General features: G+C 56.2%; 17 protein-coding genes. 9 read left to right on the top strand and 8 right to left on the bottom strand.

Features of this window, described 5'->3' with window-relative positions; all coding sequences use genetic code 11:
• Positions 1 to 44 precede the first annotated feature (44 nt).
• Both O3303_RS17320 and glmM read right to left on the bottom strand, forming a co-directional pair.
• Positions 45 to 1,193 (bottom strand): cysteine desulfurase family protein, encoded by a 1,149-nt coding sequence (locus tag O3303_RS17320; protein ID WP_269559630.1) that lies wholly within the window; start codon positions 1,191 to 1,193, stop codon positions 45 to 47.
• Positions 1,194 to 1,363: 170 nt separating this feature from the next.
• Positions 1,364 to 2,752 (bottom strand): phosphoglucosamine mutase, encoded by a 1,389-nt coding sequence (glmM, locus tag O3303_RS17315; RefSeq protein WP_269559629.1) that lies wholly within the window; start codon positions 2,750 to 2,752, stop codon positions 1,364 to 1,366.
• Between the two features lie 167 nt (positions 2,753 to 2,919).
• Between glmM and mazG the strand changes: the two genes are divergently transcribed.
• From mazG to O3303_RS17270, 9 genes are all read left to right on the top strand, one after another.
• Positions 2,920 to 3,759 (top strand): nucleoside triphosphate pyrophosphohydrolase, encoded by an 840-nt coding sequence (mazG, locus tag O3303_RS17310; protein WP_269559628.1) that lies wholly within the window; start codon positions 2,920 to 2,922, stop codon positions 3,757 to 3,759.
• 255 nt (positions 3,760 to 4,014) lie between these two features.
• On the top strand, positions 4,015 to 4,893 hold the full coding sequence (locus tag O3303_RS17305) for a MotA/TolQ/ExbB proton channel family protein (RefSeq protein WP_269559627.1): 879 nt from the start codon (positions 4,015 to 4,017) through the stop codon (positions 4,891 to 4,893).
• A gap of 66 nt (positions 4,894 to 4,959) precedes the next feature.
• Positions 4,960 to 5,583: an ExbD/TolR family protein gene (locus O3303_RS17300; protein ID WP_269559626.1), complete on the top strand. Its 624-nt coding sequence runs from the start codon at positions 4,960 to 4,962 to the stop codon at positions 5,581 to 5,583.
• Between the two features lie 72 nt (positions 5,584 to 5,655).
• Positions 5,656 to 6,114, top strand: a complete 459-nt coding sequence (locus tag O3303_RS17295; RefSeq protein WP_350356589.1) for an ExbD/TolR family protein — start codon at positions 5,656 to 5,658, stop codon at positions 6,112 to 6,114.
• Positions 6,111 to 6,938: an energy transducer TonB gene (locus O3303_RS17290; RefSeq protein WP_269559624.1), complete on the top strand. Its 828-nt coding sequence runs from the start codon at positions 6,111 to 6,113 to the stop codon at positions 6,936 to 6,938. Before O3303_RS17295 ends, O3303_RS17290 begins: the two co-directional genes overlap by 4 nt.
• 226 nt (positions 6,939 to 7,164) lie before the next feature.
• Positions 7,165 to 7,998, top strand: coding sequence for an energy transducer TonB (locus O3303_RS17285; protein ID WP_269559623.1), 834 nt, complete (start codon positions 7,165 to 7,167; stop codon positions 7,996 to 7,998).
• 47 nt (positions 7,999 to 8,045) lie between these two features.
• Positions 8,046 to 8,465, top strand: a complete 420-nt coding sequence (locus O3303_RS17280; RefSeq protein WP_269559622.1) for a hypothetical protein — start codon at positions 8,046 to 8,048, stop codon at positions 8,463 to 8,465.
• Positions 8,446 to 9,414, top strand: coding sequence for a PstS family phosphate ABC transporter substrate-binding protein (locus O3303_RS17275; RefSeq protein ID WP_269559621.1), 969 nt, complete (start codon positions 8,446 to 8,448; stop codon positions 9,412 to 9,414). The genes O3303_RS17280 and O3303_RS17275 overlap by 20 nt, the downstream gene beginning before the upstream one ends.
• Before the next feature lie 45 nt (positions 9,415 to 9,459).
• On the top strand, positions 9,460 to 11,079 hold the full coding sequence (locus tag O3303_RS17270; RefSeq protein WP_269559620.1) for a tetratricopeptide repeat protein: 1,620 nt from the start codon (positions 9,460 to 9,462) through the stop codon (positions 11,077 to 11,079).
• A 77-nt stretch (positions 11,080 to 11,156) separates the two neighbouring features.
• Here O3303_RS17270 and O3303_RS17265 read toward each other — a convergent pair whose 3' ends face one another.
• The 6 genes from O3303_RS17265 to porG all read right to left on the bottom strand — a co-directional run bounded on the left by O3303_RS17265 (position 11,157) and on the right by porG (position 17,875).
• Positions 11,157 to 12,242 carry an RluA family pseudouridine synthase gene (locus O3303_RS17265; protein ID WP_269559619.1) on the bottom strand — a complete coding sequence of 362 codons (1,086 nt, stop codon included), beginning with the start codon at positions 12,240 to 12,242 and terminating at the stop codon, positions 11,157 to 11,159.
• 95 nt (positions 12,243 to 12,337) lie between these two features.
• Positions 12,338 to 12,991: an OmpH/Skp family outer membrane protein gene (locus O3303_RS17260; RefSeq protein ID WP_269559618.1), complete on the bottom strand. Its 654-nt coding sequence runs from the start codon at positions 12,989 to 12,991 to the stop codon at positions 12,338 to 12,340.
• Between the two features lie 46 nt (positions 12,992 to 13,037).
• A complete protein-coding gene (locus O3303_RS17255; RefSeq protein ID WP_269559617.1) occupies positions 13,038 to 13,712 on the bottom strand; it encodes an OmpH/Skp family outer membrane protein in 675 nt (224 codons plus the stop codon).
• Between the two features lie 38 nt (positions 13,713 to 13,750).
• On the bottom strand, positions 13,751 to 16,276 hold the full coding sequence (gene bamA, locus O3303_RS17250; RefSeq protein ID WP_269559616.1) for an outer membrane protein assembly factor BamA: 2,526 nt from the start codon (positions 16,274 to 16,276) through the stop codon (positions 13,751 to 13,753).
• 15 nt (positions 16,277 to 16,291) lie between these two features.
• A complete protein-coding gene (gene uppS / locus O3303_RS17245) occupies positions 16,292 to 17,038 on the bottom strand; it encodes an undecaprenyl pyrophosphate synthase (protein ID WP_269559615.1) in 747 nt (248 codons plus the stop codon).
• A gap of 72 nt (positions 17,039 to 17,110) precedes the next feature.
• Positions 17,111 to 17,875 (bottom strand): type IX secretion system protein PorG, encoded by a 765-nt coding sequence (gene porG / locus O3303_RS17240; protein WP_269559614.1) that lies wholly within the window; start codon positions 17,873 to 17,875, stop codon positions 17,111 to 17,113.
• Position 17,876 lies beyond the last annotated feature (1 nt).

Below are 17,876 nucleotides of genomic sequence, written 5' to 3'. Positions count from 1 at the left end.
CAGATGCAGCGGCGGCTTTTTTATACGTCAGACAATTATTTCTGCTACACTTTCAGCGGCTCCCGACGGTACATTTTCGCCAGCTGTTCTACGGCGTAGTCTACTTCGGCTTCGGTGTTGTACTTGCTCATCGAGAAACGGATGGTGCCCCGCTCAGGGTCGCAGTTCAGGGCGCTGAGCACGTGTGAGCCGGCGTTGGCCCCGCTGGTACAGGCCGAGCCGCCGGACACCGATATGCGGTTGATATCGAGGTTGAACAGCAGCATCTCGTTCATGGCCGACGGCGGCAGACTCACGCTCAGCACCGTGTAGAGACTCTGGTCGGTTTCAGCGGAGGTGCCATTGAACGCCACGCCCTCGATTTCGGCCTTTAGCTTCTCAATGAACCGGTCTTTCAGGCCCTGAATGTGGCGCTGGTGGTCGGCCATGCCGCGGTAGGCTATTTCCAGCGCCTTGGCCAGCCCCACAATTCCGTACACGTTTTCGGTGCCGGCACGCTGGTTGCGCTCCTGCGAGCCGCCATGAATCAGGGCATCCATGGTCTGGCCCGAACGGCGGTATAGGAAACCCACGCCTTTCGGCCCGTGAAACTTGTGCGCCGAACCCACCAGAAAATGGGTTTTCAGCTGCTGCACGTCGTGCTTGTAGTGGCCCATGGTCTGCACCGTGTCCGTGTGAAACACGGCGTCGTAGCGGGCGCAGATTTCGCCGATGGCCACGATGTCGTTGAGGTTGCCGATTTCGTTGTTGGCGTGCATCAAACTCACAAACGTGCGCGGATTGGTTGCCAGCAGCTCCTCTAGCTGCGCCAGATCGAAGCGACCCTGCGCATCGTGCTGTAGGTAGCTCAGGGTGGCGTCGCCGGCCTTTTCCAAAGCCTGCGTGGTGTGCAGCACCGCGTGGTGCTCCAGCCGCGACGTAATCATGTGCTTCAGTTCCAGCGTCCGCACGCTCCCGAAGGCAGCGTAGTTGTCGGCTTCCGTCCCGCACGAGGTAAACACGATTTCGGCGGGCGCGGCATTGATCAGGTGCGCCACCGTTTTGCGCGCATTCTCAATAGCGGCCCGCACCTGCCTCCCGTGCCCATGAATGCTGCTGGGATTACCGAAATGGTCTCGCAAAAACGGCAGCATAGCGTCCAGCACTTCCGGGTCCAGAGGCGTAGTAGCGGCGTTATCGAAGTAAACGGTCATGGGCGGCAACGGAATAGATGAAAGCAACGGCCACAAAAATAAGGGATTCCGCCGGGCTGGCTTTTCTGCATGGGTAGATAGCGCCGCAAAAAGGGGTGATTTTCGCTGAAGCAGTAGTCCGCCCCGGCAAAAATCACCCCTCAAGCTATGCGCACAGCGCATTTCCGGAATTACTTGCTGATAATCTCCCGAATGTCGCCGATGATCTTGTTGGCCAGATGGTCGGCCGTGGCATTGGACTCCGACTCGGCGTAAATCCGAATGATGGGCTCGGTGTTGGATTTGCGCAGGTGCACCCACTCCTTGTCGAACTCAATCTTCACGCCGTCAATCGTATTTACCGGCTGCTTGGCGTAGCGGGCGGCCATCTGCTTCAGCACCTCGTCGGTGTTGATTTCCGGCGTCAGCTCGATCTTGTTTTTAGAGATGAAGTAGTTCGGATACGAGTTACGCAGCCGGGTCATAGTCAGGCCGGTTTTGGCCAGATGGCTCAAAAACAGCGCAATACCCACCAGCGAGTCGCGGCCGTAGTGCAGCTCTGGGTAGATGATGCCTCCGTTGCCTTCGCCCCCGATAACGGCGTTGGTTTCCTTCATCTTGGTTACCACGTTCACCTCGCCCACGGCGGCAGCGGCGTACTGGCCACCCTGCTTTTCGGTCACGTCGCGCAGGGCGCGGGTGCTGCTCAGGTTGCTCACGGTGTTGCCGCCGCCGTTCTGCTGCAGCACATAGTCGGCCACGGCTACCAGCGTGTACTCCTCGCCGAACATGGTGCCGTCTTCGTTCACCAGCGCCAGGCGGTCCACGTCGGGGTCCACCACAATGCCCAGGTCGAAGGAGCCTTTCTCCATCGTTTTGGCAATTTCCCGCAGGTTTTCAGGCAGCGGTTCCGGGTTGTGGGCGAAGTCGCCGGTTGGCTCGCAGAACAGCTTCTCAATGATTTCTACGCCCAGCTGCTCCAACAGCATCGGCACGGCAAAGCCGCCGCAGGAGTTCACCGCGTCGACCACCACCCGGAAGTTCTTGGCCTTGATTGCCGCCTTATCCACCAGCGGCAGCGCCAGAATAGCGTCGATGTGGGTCTGCAGGAACGTATCGTCGGTGCTGTACTGGCCCAGCTTGGTCACGGGCGCAAAGTCGAACGACTCTGAATCGCCGAGCGCCAGCACCTGCTGCCCTTCCTGGTCGGAGATGAATTCGCCTTTGTTATTGAGCAATTTCAGCGCGTTCCACTGCTTGGGGTTGTGCGAAGCCGTGAGGATGATGCCGCCGCCCGCGTTTTTGGCCGGCACCGCCATTTCCACCGTGGGCGTAGTGCTCAGCCCCAGGTCGATGACGTTGATGCCCAGGCCCTGCAGCGTGGCCGCCACCAGCTTGCTCACCATCTCGCCCGAAATCCGGGCGTCGCGGCCGATGATGATGGTATTGTTTTGCGTATTGGCCAATACCCACGTGCCAAAGGCCGCGGCGTATTTTACAACGTCGATAGGTGTCAGGCCGTCGCCGGCTGCGCCGCCGATGGTACCCCGGATGCCCGAAATGGATTTAATTAGTGCCACAAGCCAAGTCTGTTTTTTGAATACGCAAAAGTAGGCAAACGCCCCTGCTTTCACTACGCTACTTAACCGGTGCCGTTGCCAAGGTCGAGCTTACCAGCCTTAGCCACCAGACTGCGGGGCCCGCCCAGCGTACAACAGTGCGGGCTCCGCAGTGTATCTTTGAAATAATGGATACCACTACTCCCGACCGCCGCCCTGCCCAGTTGGCCGCCTTCAGCCGCCTGCTCGATGTGCTGGAGCGCCTGCGCGCCGAATGCCCCTGGGACCGGAAACAAACGCTGGAAAGCCTGCGCCACCTTACCATCGAGGAAACCTATGAGCTCAGCGACGCCATCATCCGCAACGACCTGCCCGACCTGCAGAAAGAGCTGGGCGACGTGTTTCTTCATCTCATCTTCTACGCCAAAATAGCTTCCGAAACCGGCCATTTCGATATTGCCGACGTGCTGAATGCCCAGTGCGAAAAGCTGATTTTCCGACACCCGCACATTTACGGCAACGTGCAGGCCGACACGGAAGAAGAGGTTAAAAAGAATTGGGAGCAGCTCAAACTGCAGGAAAAAGGCAACACGTCGGTGCTTGGCGGCGTACCTACCTCACTGCCGGCATTGGTGAAGGCCATGCGCATCCAGGAAAAGGCGCGCGGTGCGGGCTTCGATTGGGAGCATCCCGAGCAGGTATGGGAGAAAGTGCAGGAGGAATTAGGCGAATTCCAGGCCGAATTTGCCCACGCTGACCCCGCCGCCATCAATGCCGAGCGGGCCGCCGCCGAATTTGGCGACTTGTTGTTTTCGCTTATCAACTTTGCCCGCCACGCCGGTATCAACCCGGAAGAAGCGCTTGAACGCACCAACCGCAAATTCATTCACCGCTTTCAATACCTGGAAACCCAGGCGGCCCACAACGGCCAGCGACTCGCCGATCTGAATCTCGCCCAAATGGACGTGTATTGGGAAGAAGCCAAACAACAGCCTCTTCCAAGCAGCCAGAACTCGCCTACGAAATAGCCTTTTTTCGGGTCTTGACCTGCTTTAAAGCGTTTAAACCCCGATTTCATTTGGCGACACTCCGTTTTTTTAATTAGGTTTGCCAAGGATAGACCGAAATTCGGATGGGCCCCGCACACGAGCAGACCCACGTTTTTTGCCTCGGCAAAGCGTGCGGGTGAGCGGGGCGTAGTCGTCTTTAGGTCTTTTCACCGTTCATTTACCCAGTTTACCCAGTTTCCCTTTCACTACCAACACCCCTAATTCTCCGGAACAATGGAACAAAAGAATGCCCTGAACAAGAACGTGCGGCCTGCCGCTCCTGCCGCGCCCAAGGGTGAGGCGAAAGGCGGATCCGCGTTTGCCGCCATCGTGATTCCGCTGGCCTTCGTTGTAAGCATTATCATCTTCAACTTCGTGTTGGGTAACCCCGGCAACTTTGTGGGTAATGACAACGCCAATGCAGCCCTGCCCGGTAACTACCTTGGCACGATCTACAAGGGTGGCGTGATCGTACCGATCCTGATTACGCTGTTCCTGCTCGTACTGACCTTCTCTATCGAGCGTTTCCTGACCATCAGCAAGGCCAAAGGCTCGAAAGGTGTTGAGTCTTTCGTGCGTACCGTACGCCAGAAGCTGAACGTGAACGACATCACTGGTGCCATCGCCGCCTGCGACCAGCAGAAAGGTTCGGTAGCCGCCGTAGTGAAGTCGGGTCTGCTGAAGTACCAGGAGATGGCCCGCGAGCGTGGCCTCGACAAAGACCAGAAGATCCTGGCCATCCAGAAGGAAATCGAAGAGTCGACGACTCTGGAACTGCCTATGCTGGAGAAAAACCTCGTTATCCTCTCCACCATTGCTTCGGTATCGACGCTGGTAGGTCTGCTGGGTACGGTATTCGGTATGATCAAGGCCTTCTCGGCTCTGGCACAAGCTGGTAACCCTGATGCTGTAGCTCTGGCTGAAGGTATCTCGGAAGCACTGATCAACACGGCTATTGGTATCGCCGGTTCGGCCATTGCCATTATTGCCTACAACTACTTCACCAGCAAAATTGACGAGCTGACCTACAGCATCGACGAAGCTGGCTTCAGCATCATTCAGACCTTCGCCGCTCAGCACGGCGAGAAGACGACGGAAACTTATACGGCCTAAGTTGCGGTTGACGCAATAGCAGCGCGTACTTTTCGTTTATTCTGAATATTCTCAACCACGCACGAAATGGGTAAAGTAAAGCCTCATAGAACCGGCCCTTCGCTGGATATGACCCCGATGGTGGATCTGGCCTTCCTGCTGGTGACGTTCTTCATGCTGACCACCAAGTTCTCCCCGGAGGAAGTGGTGGTGGTTGATACGCCTTCCTCTACTTCTGACTTCAAGCTGCCGGAAAGCAATGTAATCCGCCTCCTGATCGACAAAGACAAGCGCGTCTTCTTCGGTCTGGAAAGCGACAAAGCCCGCCCGGTACTGCTCGACAAGATGGCTGCCAAATACGGCGTCACCTTCAATGAGAAGCAGAAGAAAGCTTTTAGTGGCCTCAACAGCTTCGGCGTGCCAATTCAGCAGCTCGGCTCTCTTCTGAGCATGTCTACTGAGCAGCGCAAAGAAGTGAAGCAGCCCGGCCTACTCTCTGTAACCGATACGGTGCAGTTGCTGGACTGGGTGATGGAGGCCCGCAAGGCTAACCAGGAAGCAGTTGGTAAGCCCACGTTCATCGCCATCAAAGGCGACAACAACGCGGACGTAGCCACGGTGAAGCGTGTAATTCAGCTGATGCAGAACAAGAACATCAACCGTTTCAACCTCGTTACCGATTTGGAAACCAAGCCGGTAGTGAGCCGTTAAACCAGCAGCGACATGGCAGAAATACAACAACAAGCCGACTCCGGTAAAGGAGGAAAGAAGCGGGCCAAAAAAATGTCGACCAAAATCGACATGACCCCCATGGTTGATTTGGCCTTCCTGCTTCTGACCTTCTTTATGCTGACCACGACGTTCAATAAGCCGAACGTGATGCAGCTGACGATGCCGGTAAAGGAAAAGAACCCCGAACAGCAGTCCGAAATCAAGGCATCCAATGCCTTCACGATTCTGATGGGAGAGGCCAACAAAGTATACTTCTACGACGGCCTGCTGGCCGACGACGTGAAGCCTGAGTTGAAGCTCTCCAACTACTCGGCAGACGGCATCCGCAAGGAGCTGTTGGCCCGTCGTCGGAACAAGGATCTGGTGGTACTCATCAAGCCGGACGATAAGTCCAACTACCAGAATATGGTAGACATCTTGGATGAGATGAACATAACCGACCAAAAGAAATATGCGTTGGTAGACATTTCGAAGGCTGACTTAGACCTCATTACATCCTCCGGACTATGATGGATAACGCTCAAATAGCGCAGGCGAGCCTCAACGACATCGTATTCGAGGGCCGGAACAAGGCCTACGGAGCATATGTGTTGCGGCGCTTGTATAACAAGCACGTCACGCGCGCCCTTCTCATCGCAGTTGCCTTCTTTGCCCTGCTCGTAAGCTTCCCGCTGATTGCGCGAATCTTCAGCGACAACACGGTAGTGGAAGAAGACAAGATGCTGAAGGAAAACGTCCTGATGGATGCACCTCCATTGGACGCCACCAAACCACCGCCACCGCCACCACCACCGGAGGCGCCACCACCGCCACCACCGAAGCTTTCTACCATCAAATTCACGCCTCCGGTTGTGAAAAAGGATGAGGAAGTGGTGAAGCAGGAGGAGATTCCAGATCAGAAGGAACTGGAAGACAAGGTAGTCTCGACCGTCACGGTAAAAGGCAACACCGACAACCCAATCGACTTGAACGGGCTGGAAGGTGAAGGCAACAAAGTGGTGGAAGAGGTAGTGGAGCAGAAAGTTTACCAGTACGTGGAGCAAATGCCCGTATTCCCTGGTGGACAGGAAGCTTTGCTGCAGTACATTGGCAAAAACATTAAGTATCCAGCGCTGGCTCTGCGCAACCAGGTAGAAGGCAAAGTATTTATTGCTTTCGTGGTTGGTCCGGATGGCCAGGTGTCGGATGTAAAGGTTCAGAAAGGAATTGGTGCCGGCTGCGATGAAGAAGCTAGCCGCGTAATCAAGACCCTGCCGAAGTTTGCACCAGGTAAGCAGAACGGCCGTGCCGTGAGCGTATCCTACACCGTACCGGTGACCTTCGCTATCAAGTAAGCACACCAGCATCTGGCTTCGGCCAGATGCCTGTAGAAGTCCCGCATTTGGCTCCGGCCAGGTGCGGGACTTTTTTTGCAAAAAATATATACGGCTTGCATACTATATGAAATTAAGCATGCGTTATACCTCTGAAAGCCAGGCGAAATAAGTGGATTTGGGAAGTTGGAGGCCAGGTTTGAGAGTGCGCTGCGTGTATCCGTTTCACCTTTAGCCAATATGCCCCATGACCAACAGCACCCTCGATCTGCGAACCGCCACTCTCGATGACATGATCTTCGAGGGGCGCAACAAGGCGTACGGCGCCTTCCTGCTCCGGCGCCTCTACCATCAGCATCTGGCGCGGGCTTCTGCCACGGCTATTGTGCTGAGCCTGCTCTTCATCAGCTCGCCATTGGCGTTTCGGTACCTGTTTCCACCGATGGTGGTGGCCCCCGATGTATTTGTCCTACCGCCTCCGGTTGTCGATATAATGCCGCCTCCGATATTTGAGTCGAAGAAGGTAGAGCCCGTCACGCAGGTAGCAGTTACCGTCAGGCCGCCGCAGGCTACTGTGCCCACTAAAATCGTGAAAGACGATTTGGCCAAGCCAGAAATTAAAGCGCCGGAGATTCTGGAGACTGGCCCAATAGCCGAGGTAGATGGCCCGACCGGCCCGGTGGCCATACCTGGGGCAAATACTGGCAGCACCGTCGGCATACCCGGGGCCACCGATTCCGGCGCTACCAAGACGACGGGGCCACCCAAGCCGTTTATCACGGCGGAGGTGATGCCGCAGTTTGTGGGCGGCCAGGAAGCGCTGATGCGTTACATGCAGAAAAACCTGCGCTACCCGGCGCAGGCGTTGCGCAACAGCGTATCAGGACGCGTGTACATCTCCTTTACGGTGCTGGCCAGCGGCGACATTGCTGATGTGCAGGTACTGAAAGGGCTGGGCTATGGCACCGACGAGGAAGCCAGCCGGGTAGTGAAGAACATGCCGGCCTGGGTACCGGGCCAGCAGAACAAGCGCACCGTATCTGTGCGCTACACTCTGCCCATCACTTTCCACTATGAGTAGCTTTAGGCTATATTCGCGGCGACTAATTATCAGTTAGTTACGCTGAATTGATTTTTAAGAAGTCAAAAATCAGCCGGTTTACGTTAAACCGGCTGATTTTTGACTTTTTTTGTGGCAATAACCCGGCTCTCCTAACGTTTAGGCGAACCAGTGCCGGAAAAAAAAATGTTATAGAAGCGTCCGGCATTTCCACCGGGCTGGTAAGCATGACCAACCGACCCACCACCGAAGAACGCCTCAACCAGACAGGCCCCAAGACGCTGTTGCGGTACTTCCTGCTTTTGATGACCATCATTTACATTGGACTGGGCATCTGTTTGTGGGTAGCTCCTATTGCGCTTAATATTACGCCCACCGTTCGCCGGATTTTAGGGGGCGTATTCGTGCTGTACGGAATCATTAGATTTGTCCGGATCTATCGGGAACACTTTCAGCCTTCTGTCAAGCATGACCGCACCGTTCGTTAATCTACCGCGCCTGGCCCTGCCCCTGGCGCTCGGGACTTTACTTCTCGCTGGCTGCAACCAGAACCCCAATGCCAACACCGGTCCAAACGATGACACGGCAACCAGCGGCCGCATCAAGATCAGTGTGGACGAGACATTTGCCCCCATTGTAAAGTCGCAGGTAGATACCTTCCAGAAGCTTTACACCTACGCCCACATCGACGCGGCCTACAAAGCCGAAGACTATGTGGCCAATGATCTGGTGACCGGTAAGGTGCGGGCCGTGGTGCTTTCGCGGCCGCTCACGGCGGAGGAACAGGCTGATCTGGAGAAGCAGAAGCTATTCCCACGCACTACCAAGATTGCTACTGATGGCCTGGCTATCATTCTGCACCCGTCCAACCCGGATTCGCTGCTGACGATGGCGCAGCTGAAGGCCATCTTCACGGGGCAGACCAGCAGCTGGAAGCAGATCAGCGGCAAGACCAAGCTGGACCAGATAAACGTGGTGTTTGATGCCAACCGCTCCAGCACTACCCGGTACGTGCAGGACTCCATTACGCGTGGCACAGCCCTCACTAAGCAGGTATTCGCCGCAAAATCGAACCCAGCGCTGCTCGATTACGTTGCTACTCATCCAAACGCTATAGGTATAGTAGGCGCCAACTGGATCAGCGACCGGGATGACGCGGCAGTACAGCGGTTTTTGAAGCAGGTACGGGTGGCTGGCATCAGCCGATCGTCCAGCCCCAAATCTGACGAGGACTACTTGCAGCCGTATCAGGCTTTCCTGGCCCTTAAAACCTACCCGCTCCGGCGTGAGGTCTACATCATCAGCCGCGAAGGGCGGGCCGGACTTGGCACCGGTTTTGCATCCTTTGCAGCAGGTACCAAAGGGCAGCTTATCGTGCTCAAGTCGGGGATGATGCCGGCCACCGGGCAAACCCGTATCGTGACGATCAAAAAGTAGGCTGCCTCTTCCTTCCACAGAAACACACCTTTTTTCACCAACCCTATGCTCATGAACTTCAAGCCCTGGAATCTTTCGTTCCTCGTTGCCTTGTCGGTTTCCGGCTCTGCTGCTTTCGCTCAGACGACTCCCCAGAAATCCATTGAACTGGAGCGTTACAGCGAAGCTCGGGCTACTTTGTTGCGTCAGGGCCAGTCGGCCGAATCTTCGTTCGAGCTGGGCCGCCTGTATCAGATGCGCGCCATGCCTGACTCGGCCGCTTACTACTTCAACCGCATCAGCCTCGACCCCAAGAACCCGATGACCATGGTGGCCGCCGGCCGTGCGGCTCTGGCACAAGGTAAAGCTGCCGAAGCTCAGGTGCAGTTTGACAATGCGGTGAAAGCCAGCAAAGGCAAAGATGCCAAAGTGTATACGATGATTGCGCAGGCGTATGGCGAGTCGGATCTGAAGGACGCGTCGAAAGGCCTGACCTACGTTGATGCCGCCCATAAGCTCAACAAAAACAAGGACGATGCCGCACTGATGATTGCCCGGGGCAACATCTACGCGAAGTCGGAGAGCGGTGGCGGCGAGGCCATGAACAGCTACGAGCGGGCTCTGCTAGCCGACCCGAACAGCGCACAAGCCAGCTACCGCAAAGGCGAGCTGAACGTTCGTTCGCGTAACTATAACGACGCCCGGGCTTCTTTCGAGAAGGCCATCAGCGCTGACGCCAACTATGCTCCGGCTTACAATGCACTGGCTGAAACCTACTTCTACGCCGGCAAGTATGACGACGCCCTCGCGACCTTCCAGAAGTATCAGGGAGTAGCCGAGAAGTCGCCGGGCACCGACGCGAAGTATGCTTCGTTCCTGTTCCTGACCAAGAAGTATCCGGAAGCCCTGGTGGAAGTGGACAAAGTATTGGCCCGCGACCCACAGAACGTGACCATGAACCGCCTGAAGGCCTATTCACTGTTTGAGACTGGCAAAAATGCCGAGGCTCTCACGGCTATGGAAGCCTACATGAAGGTGCAGCCTGCCGACAAGCTCATCACCGAGGACTACGTGTACTACGGCAAGATGCTCTCGAAAGCCGGCCGTGCTGACGAAGGAACGGCGGCCATCCAGAAGGCTATTGCCGCTGACCCCAAGAAAGCCGCTGAACTGCAGAATGAGTTGGCCGCCAGCTATATGCTCGCCAAAAACTATCCTGCGGCAATCAAAGCGTATAGCATGAAGATGAAAGCTGACGGCACGCCTGAGCTGACCGACCAGATTCGTCTGGCCGTAGCGTATGGTGGCAACAAGCAGTACGACAAAGCCGACAGCCTCTACAACGCCGTGCTGGTAGCTCGTCCTACTTATGTGCCCGGCTACCTGATGCGCGCCAAAGCCAACTACTACATGGACCCCGAGTCCAAGCAGGGTCTGGCTAAGCCGCACTATGAGAAGTACATTGAGATGGCCAAAACGGATCCAGCCAAGTACAAGGACGGTCTGGTAGAAGCCAACAGCTACCTTGGCTACTACTACTACCAGAAAGGCGACAAGACAACTGCTGCTCCTTATTACAAAGAAGTACTGGTGCTCGATCCCGCCAACGAGAATGCCAACTCGGTAATTAAGTCGATGCAGGCACCGGCCAAGGCTCCAGCCAAAGCTGCCCCGAAGAAGAAGTAATTCCTTCTAACTCCGCTTATGAAAAATGCCCGCTACTCAGGTAGCGGGCATTTTTTTATCGTTATTGAACAGACTCTCTATTTTTCAAACTCCGCCCAGTGTGCTAGTAGTGCCGTAAAATCGGCTGGCAGCTCTACTTCAAACTGCATCTGCTCACCGGTAGTGGGATGTATAAAGCCCAGGGATTTGGCGTGCAGGGCCTGGCGAGGCATCAGTTCGAATGCCTTTTCCACAAAGGCCTTGTAGGCGCCGGTGCGCTGGCCGTACAGCACTTTGGTGCCGCCGTACGTGGCATCCGAAAACAACGGGTGGCCGATGTGCTTCATGTGCACCCGAATCTGGTGGGTGCGGCCGGTTTCGAGGTTGCACTGCACCAGTGCCACATGGCCGAACGTCTGGAGTACCTTGTAGTGCGTCACGGCATGCTTGCCGTAATCGGCGTCAGGAAACACGGTCTGCACCTTGCGGTCTTTGAGGCTACGCCCGATGTGGACGTTGATGGTGCCTTCCGTTTCCTTCGGAATGCCCCAGACCAGCGCCAAGTAGGTACGCTCGATGGTGTGGTGAAAGAACTGCTGCGAGAGATGCGTCATGGCCCACTCCGTCTTGCCGATGACGAGCAGGCCGGATGTGTCCTTGTCGATGCGGTGGATCAGGCCAGGGCGGATGTCGCCGTTGCGGCCCGTAGGCAGGTTGTTGAGATGGTAGGACAGGCCGTTTACCAGCGTACCGCACCAGTGCCCGAAAGCCGGGTGCACCACCATACCAGCCGGCTTGTTCACCATCAGCAACGATTCGTCTTCGTAGCGGATATCCAAGTCCATTTCCTCGGGCTGCACGCCTACTTCGCGGGGTGGCTCGGGCAGCGTGATGGTAATCACGTCGCCGGGCTTTACGCGGTAGTTGGATTTCGCGGCCCGCTCATTCACCTGCACCGCCTCGGCCTTGATGGCGTTCTGGATTTTGGTGCGGGAAGCATTCTGCAGGCGGTTGAGCAGAAATTTATCCAGCCGAATCAGCTCCTGCCGCTTATCGGCATGAATCCGGTGGTGCTCGTAGAGCTCGTCTTCGCCTTCCGCCTCGTCATCATCGTCCGGTTCGGGAGCAGAAAACAGCGTTAAGGGAGTTACGAAGTCGTCGTCGGGTGCGTCGGGGGTAGTCATAGGGCACGGGAGGGCCATATAGCCCTCCTATAAACAACGAAGCCGGAACACAGGGGCTCCGGCTTCATTGAGGAACAAACAGGGCGTATGGCGCCTTATTTCTTCGTTTTGGTTTTGGTCTTGGTAGTAGCGGCCGGCGTAGCGGGGGACGCAGCCGGCGTAGTGGCTTTAGGAGCAGCCTGGGCAGCGCCCGGCGTTACGCCCATCTTCTTCAGCACCAGATCCGAAATGTCGCCTTCTTTCGGGCCGTGCAGCAGCACCGGGCTGGCACCGTCCGAGTTCAGCACGTAGGTGTAGCCGTTTTCTTCGGCCACCACGTCGATGGTCTTCTGGAGCTTGTCCAGGGCGGGCTTCAACAGGGTCTGCTGCTTCTGCTGCAGGCTCTGGTCGGCGCTGCGCTGAAACTCCTGGATGGACTGCTGCAGGCCGGTCAGCTCCTTCTCCTTATCAGCCCGGACGGCTTCGGCCATAGCAGCGCCACCTTTCTGGTAGGCTTCGGCTTTGGTCTGGTACTCCTGGTATTTGCTTTTCAGCTGGTTTTCGAGCTGGGTGCTGAAAGCTTTCAGGTCCGACTCGATCTGGCGGCTCTCGGGCATCTGGCTCAGCACGTACTCCACGCTGGTATAGCCGATTTTCAGCGGGCCGCTGGTGGTACCGGCCGCCGTGGTAGCAGGCGCCTGCGCCAGTGCAGCTGTGGCCGAGGAGAAAGTAAGGGCGGCCGCAGCCAACGCAACGCGGAATAGATTCATGTTGGTCATCAAAAGAGAAACGTCTGAGGTTGTTTGAAGTACAAAGTTAGTTTTTTCGGCCAGCCGGACGCGCCGGGCGGGCGGCGGGCTTGGCAGCACCTTTCTCGGCATCTACATCAGCTTCGTCGCCGGCCGGCGTCTGGGGCGTGGCTACCGTCTTTACGCTGCCTTTTTGCGGGGTCTGGTTCCGGTCTTCACTAGCCAAACCCAATTCTTCCAATACAAATTCCGTGTAGTCATGCACTGGGTTGGTGTAGAGCATGGTCAGGTCGCCGGACTTGTCGAACACGATGGCCAGCTGCTTTTTCTTGGCCACCTTCTCGATGGCCTCAAACACTTGGTCCTGCACCGGCTTGGTCAGTTCCTGCCGTTTCTTGAACAGCTGGCCCTCGTAGCCAAAAATGCGGTTTTGATAGGTTTTGATGTCTTGCTCCTTCTTCAGAATCTCGTCCTGCCGCTTTTTCTTCATGGGCTCTGTTAGCAGCACTTCCTCGGCCTGGTACGTGCGGTAGAGCTTATCGAGGTCTTTCTTCTGGGCCTCGATTTCCTTCTGCCAGTTGCCCGACAGCGTGTTTATTTCGGTTTGAGCCTGCGAGTACGCTGGCATCTTGCCCATGATAAATTCAGAATCGACGTAGCCGAATTTCTGAGCGGAAGCCGTGGTGCCGGTGGCACACAGCAGTACCAGCGTGGCAGCCAGCGCGGAGAGCAGCTTTTTCATATCTAACAAATCGAATGACTGGCCAGCCCCCGCCTGAGTTAGCGGATCTGCTGACCGATGATGAAGTGGAATTGGTTGCGGTCCTGGGCTGTCTGCGAACCGCTCGTGCGCGGAATCAGGTCGAACGCCCGGCCGTAGTCGAAGCCAAGCAAACCGAATGCCGACATGAAGATTCGGGCACCAAAACCAGCCGAACGATACAATTTATATGGATTGTAGTCGGTGTAGCTGTTGAAGGAGTTGCCGGCTTCCGCAAAACTCAGAATGTATACCGTAGCCGCGGGGTTCAGCGACACCGGATAACGCATTTCCATCACAAACTTATTGTACACCACGCCGCCATTGTCCGTCTGACGGGCTGTTGGAATGGCGTTCGGGTCCTGTGGGTCAGCGTAGCCGCGCAGACCGATGTACTCGGTACCTACCAAGAAGTTGGCACCACCACCCGCGGCTAGGCCGGAGCCGCCAAGCTTAAAGCGTTCAAATGGCCCAATGGCGCGGGAGCTGTTGTAGTTGCCGATGAAGCCGAAGTGGGCGCGAGTATTCAGCACCAGCTTGCCTACAATCGGGGTAAACCACGAGGCGTCCAGCATCCACTTGTGGAATTCCACCCACTCGTTCACGTTTGGGTGCGAGCCACTGAATACCGAATATGGTGGCGTCAGGTTCACGCTCAGCGCCAGCGATGAGCCCCGACGCGTGTATGTGGGGTTGTCGATGCTATTGCGCGACAATGTGGTGTTGAGGGTGATGTTATTGGCCGTACCGTTGCCGTCGGCGAAGGCCTGGATGAACGGGTAATTTTTCAGCTTGTACTGGCTCACCGACAGCGAGTTGCTGAGCGTGAAGTAGTCATCGGGCCAGCGCAGGCGGCGGCCCAGGCTCAGCGAGGCACTGTTCACCTTAATCGACTGCTCGGAGTTGGCGTCGAAGGCCTGACCTACCCGCTGGATACTCTTGTTGAGGCTAAACGACAGCGAGTTTGGTTTGCGGCCACCCAGCCACGGCTCCGTGAAGGAGAACGAATATGCCTGGTACTGCGTGCCGTTGGCTTGCACGTTCAGGGCCAGTCGCTGACCGTCGCCGGCCGGTACCGGCGTCCAGTTGCGGAACTCACTGGCCTTGCGCAGCGAGAAGTTGTTGAACACCAGGCCCACCGTTCCGATGAAGCCGGCAAAGCCGCCCCAGCCGCCCGAAAGCGTAATCTGGTCCGACGGCTTTTCCACTACCGTGTAGTTGATGTCCACGGTGCCATCAGCCGGGTTCGGCACTGGGTTGATGCCTACTTTTTCCGGGTCGAAATATCCCAGCGTAGCAATTTCGCGCTGCGAGCGAATCAGCAGCTCCCGGTTGAACTTGTCGCCGGGCAGCGTGCGCAGCTCGCGGCGCAGCACATGGTCCGACGTTTTAGTGTTGCCGGCAATGTTGATGTCCTTGATGCGGGCCTGCACGCCCTCCGTGATGCGCATCTCGATATCAATCGAGTCGCCTTCCACTTTGGTTTCCACCGGGTCGATGGAGAAGAACAGGTAGCCATCGTTCATGTAGAGCGACGTGATATCCTGGCCCGTCGGGTTGTAGTTGAGGCGCTTATCCAGCGTTTCCTTACTGTACACGCTGCCCTCCTTGATGCCCAGCACCGACGCCAGCGTTTTGTCGTCGTAGAGGTAGTTGCCGGCCCAGCTGATGTTGCGGAAGTAATACTTCGGGCCTTCATCCAGCTTGATGCGCAGCGCGAGGCCGTCCTCCGTCCGGATCAGGGTATCCGACACCACAATGGCGTCGCGGTAGCCTTCGGCGTTATAGAACTCAATCAGCTTCTTCTTATCCTCCTCAAACTCCAGCTGCTGGAATTTGCCGGAATTCAGGATTTTCGGAAACTTCTTCTCTTTGGTTTTCTTGAGCTTGCCTTTCAGCTTGCTGTCTTTGAACGCCTCATTGCCTTCAAAAGCAATGTCGCGCACCTTTATCTTGCCACCTTTATCCACGTTGATCTTCAGCACTACGCTGTTCGACAAACTGGAATCTGGTTGCTGCGTGATATTAACCTTGGCGTCGAGGAAGCCTTTGTTAGTGTAAAACTTCCGGACCTGGGTACGCGTATTACTTAGCAACGCGTCTGTCACCACTTTGCCCCGGATCAGCTTGATTTTCTTGCCCAAGTCGTCGGCCTGGCTCTTGCTGATACCCACGAACTCGAATTTCGACAGCCGGGGACGCTCTTTCAGGTTGAAATCCAGAAAAATACGGTTGCCTTCAGTGCGCGCGATGGACACGCTCACGTCGCCCAGAATGCCCTGGTCCCAGAGTTTGCGAATCGCTTTACCTATTTCTTCGCCTGGTAGTGAGATAGGGTCGCCGACGCGTAGCCCGGTGAGGCCGATCAACGTGTTGGCATCCAGATAGCGGGCTCCGCTAATGGTGATACCACCCAGCTCGTAACGCTTCGGCTCCTCGCCGGAAGCGGCCGGTGCAACCTGCGCCATACCAGCTACCGGAAACCCGACGCCCAAGGTCAGTACTACGGCCGCAACCCGGCCCACTGTGTGCAAAGAAAAATCCATTCTGTCGTCGAAACCTTACGAAACGGTGAGCTGCTCACTTGTCTTCCCAAAACGCCGCTCCCGGCGCTGATACGCCAAGACCGCCTCTTCAAAATGCGTCCGGCGGAAATCCGGCCACAGCAGATCGGTAATATATAACTCGGTGTAGGCCAACTGCCACAGCAGAAAGTTGCTGATTCTTTGTTCCCCACTGGTCCTGATCAGCAGTTCCGGATCAGGAATGCCAGCCGTAACCAAGTACTTGGTAATGGTATTTTCCTGTACATCCTCGGCCCGTAGCGTGCCCGCAGCCACGTCGGCAGCCATTCGCCGCGCGGCCTGGGTCAGATCCCAGCGGCCACTGTAGCTCAAGGCCAACACCAGCGTCATGCGCGTACCGGCCTTGGTTATTTCAATGGCTTCGGCCAGTTCCCGCTGGCAGGAAGCCGGCAGATTCTCGATTTGCCCGATGGCCTGCAGCCGAATGCTGTTTTTTAGCAGCGTCGGCGTTTCCTGCCGGATTGTATGCACCAGCAGTTGCATCAGCGCCGTCACCTCGTAAGCTGGCCGAGACCAGTTTTCGGTGGAAAAAGCGTAGAGCGTCAGAAAGCGCACGCCCATTTCGGCGGCTCCTTCTACCGTATCGCGCACGGCCGTAATGGCACTCTGGTGCCCGAAGATGCGGAGGCCGCCCTTCTGCTTGGCCCATCGGCCGTTACCATCCATGATTACGGCAACGTGGGCGGGAATATTCTGGGGGTCAATTTCGGACCGGACGGCCATTGCTGCTTTTTGCGTAAAGAGGCTGCAAGGTACGTAAATGGTTGCATTCGTCTCTTTTTCGCACGCAATCTGCTAGCGCAATAGCTTCGGATTGTCCTTATACTGTGGCGGGCAGTTGATCTTATAGAAAGTATAAGAGATGCTGATGCCATTATAGAAGTACCAATCCTGGTCGTTGGGGTTGCCTACCCGGTCGTTCTGCCCGCCAGTCTTGCCATCAATATGGTCGATCTGATCGGTAAAAGCTTTGCGCGCGCCAGCCTCCAGCCCCAGGTTCCAATGGGTGGAAACAGCGTATTTCAGGCCAAAGCCCGCAGGTACGGCCAGTCCTAGCATCGCGCCCTTTTTATCAAGGCTAGGCAAGCCGACATTATTGGTAGCGGTAGTAGTGCTGGCTACAAACCCAGCTAAGCCAATGAATACATAGGGCGTGAAATGCACCTTGGCTTTCCGGTAGTGGTAGTCGAAGAAATTATACTCGACTATAGCCGACGCTTCATACAGGCTGCCTTTTGTGTTGGCCTGCCGGTAAGCGGCAAGTGGAGGAATGGCGCCATTAAAACCCTTTACATTACCATCATCAGCGCGAAGCAAGCCAGCAGTCAGCCCACCACGCAACGTTATGGGAGCCGAAATATCCTTGCGATAAAATGCCGTTAAGGCAGGACGATTGTTCTTGAACTGATAGCCGGGAGATAATTCTCCACGGTAGCTAAGCCCCCCAAGTCCAACACCGACTTCGCTGGTGTATTGAGCAGTAGCTGATTGGGCAAAAAAAACACTCCCTACCTGCACAGAGCAAGCAAGGAGTGTTTTGATGAGATTCGCTTTGGTCATT

Origin of the sequence: Hymenobacter canadensis (assembly GCF_027359925.1) — a bacterium.
Lineage (GTDB): Bacteria > Bacteroidota > Bacteroidia > Cytophagales > Hymenobacteraceae > Hymenobacter > Hymenobacter canadensis.
Note: the sequence above shows the minus strand (reverse complement) of the source record. Positions and strands in the feature narration are given on the sequence as shown.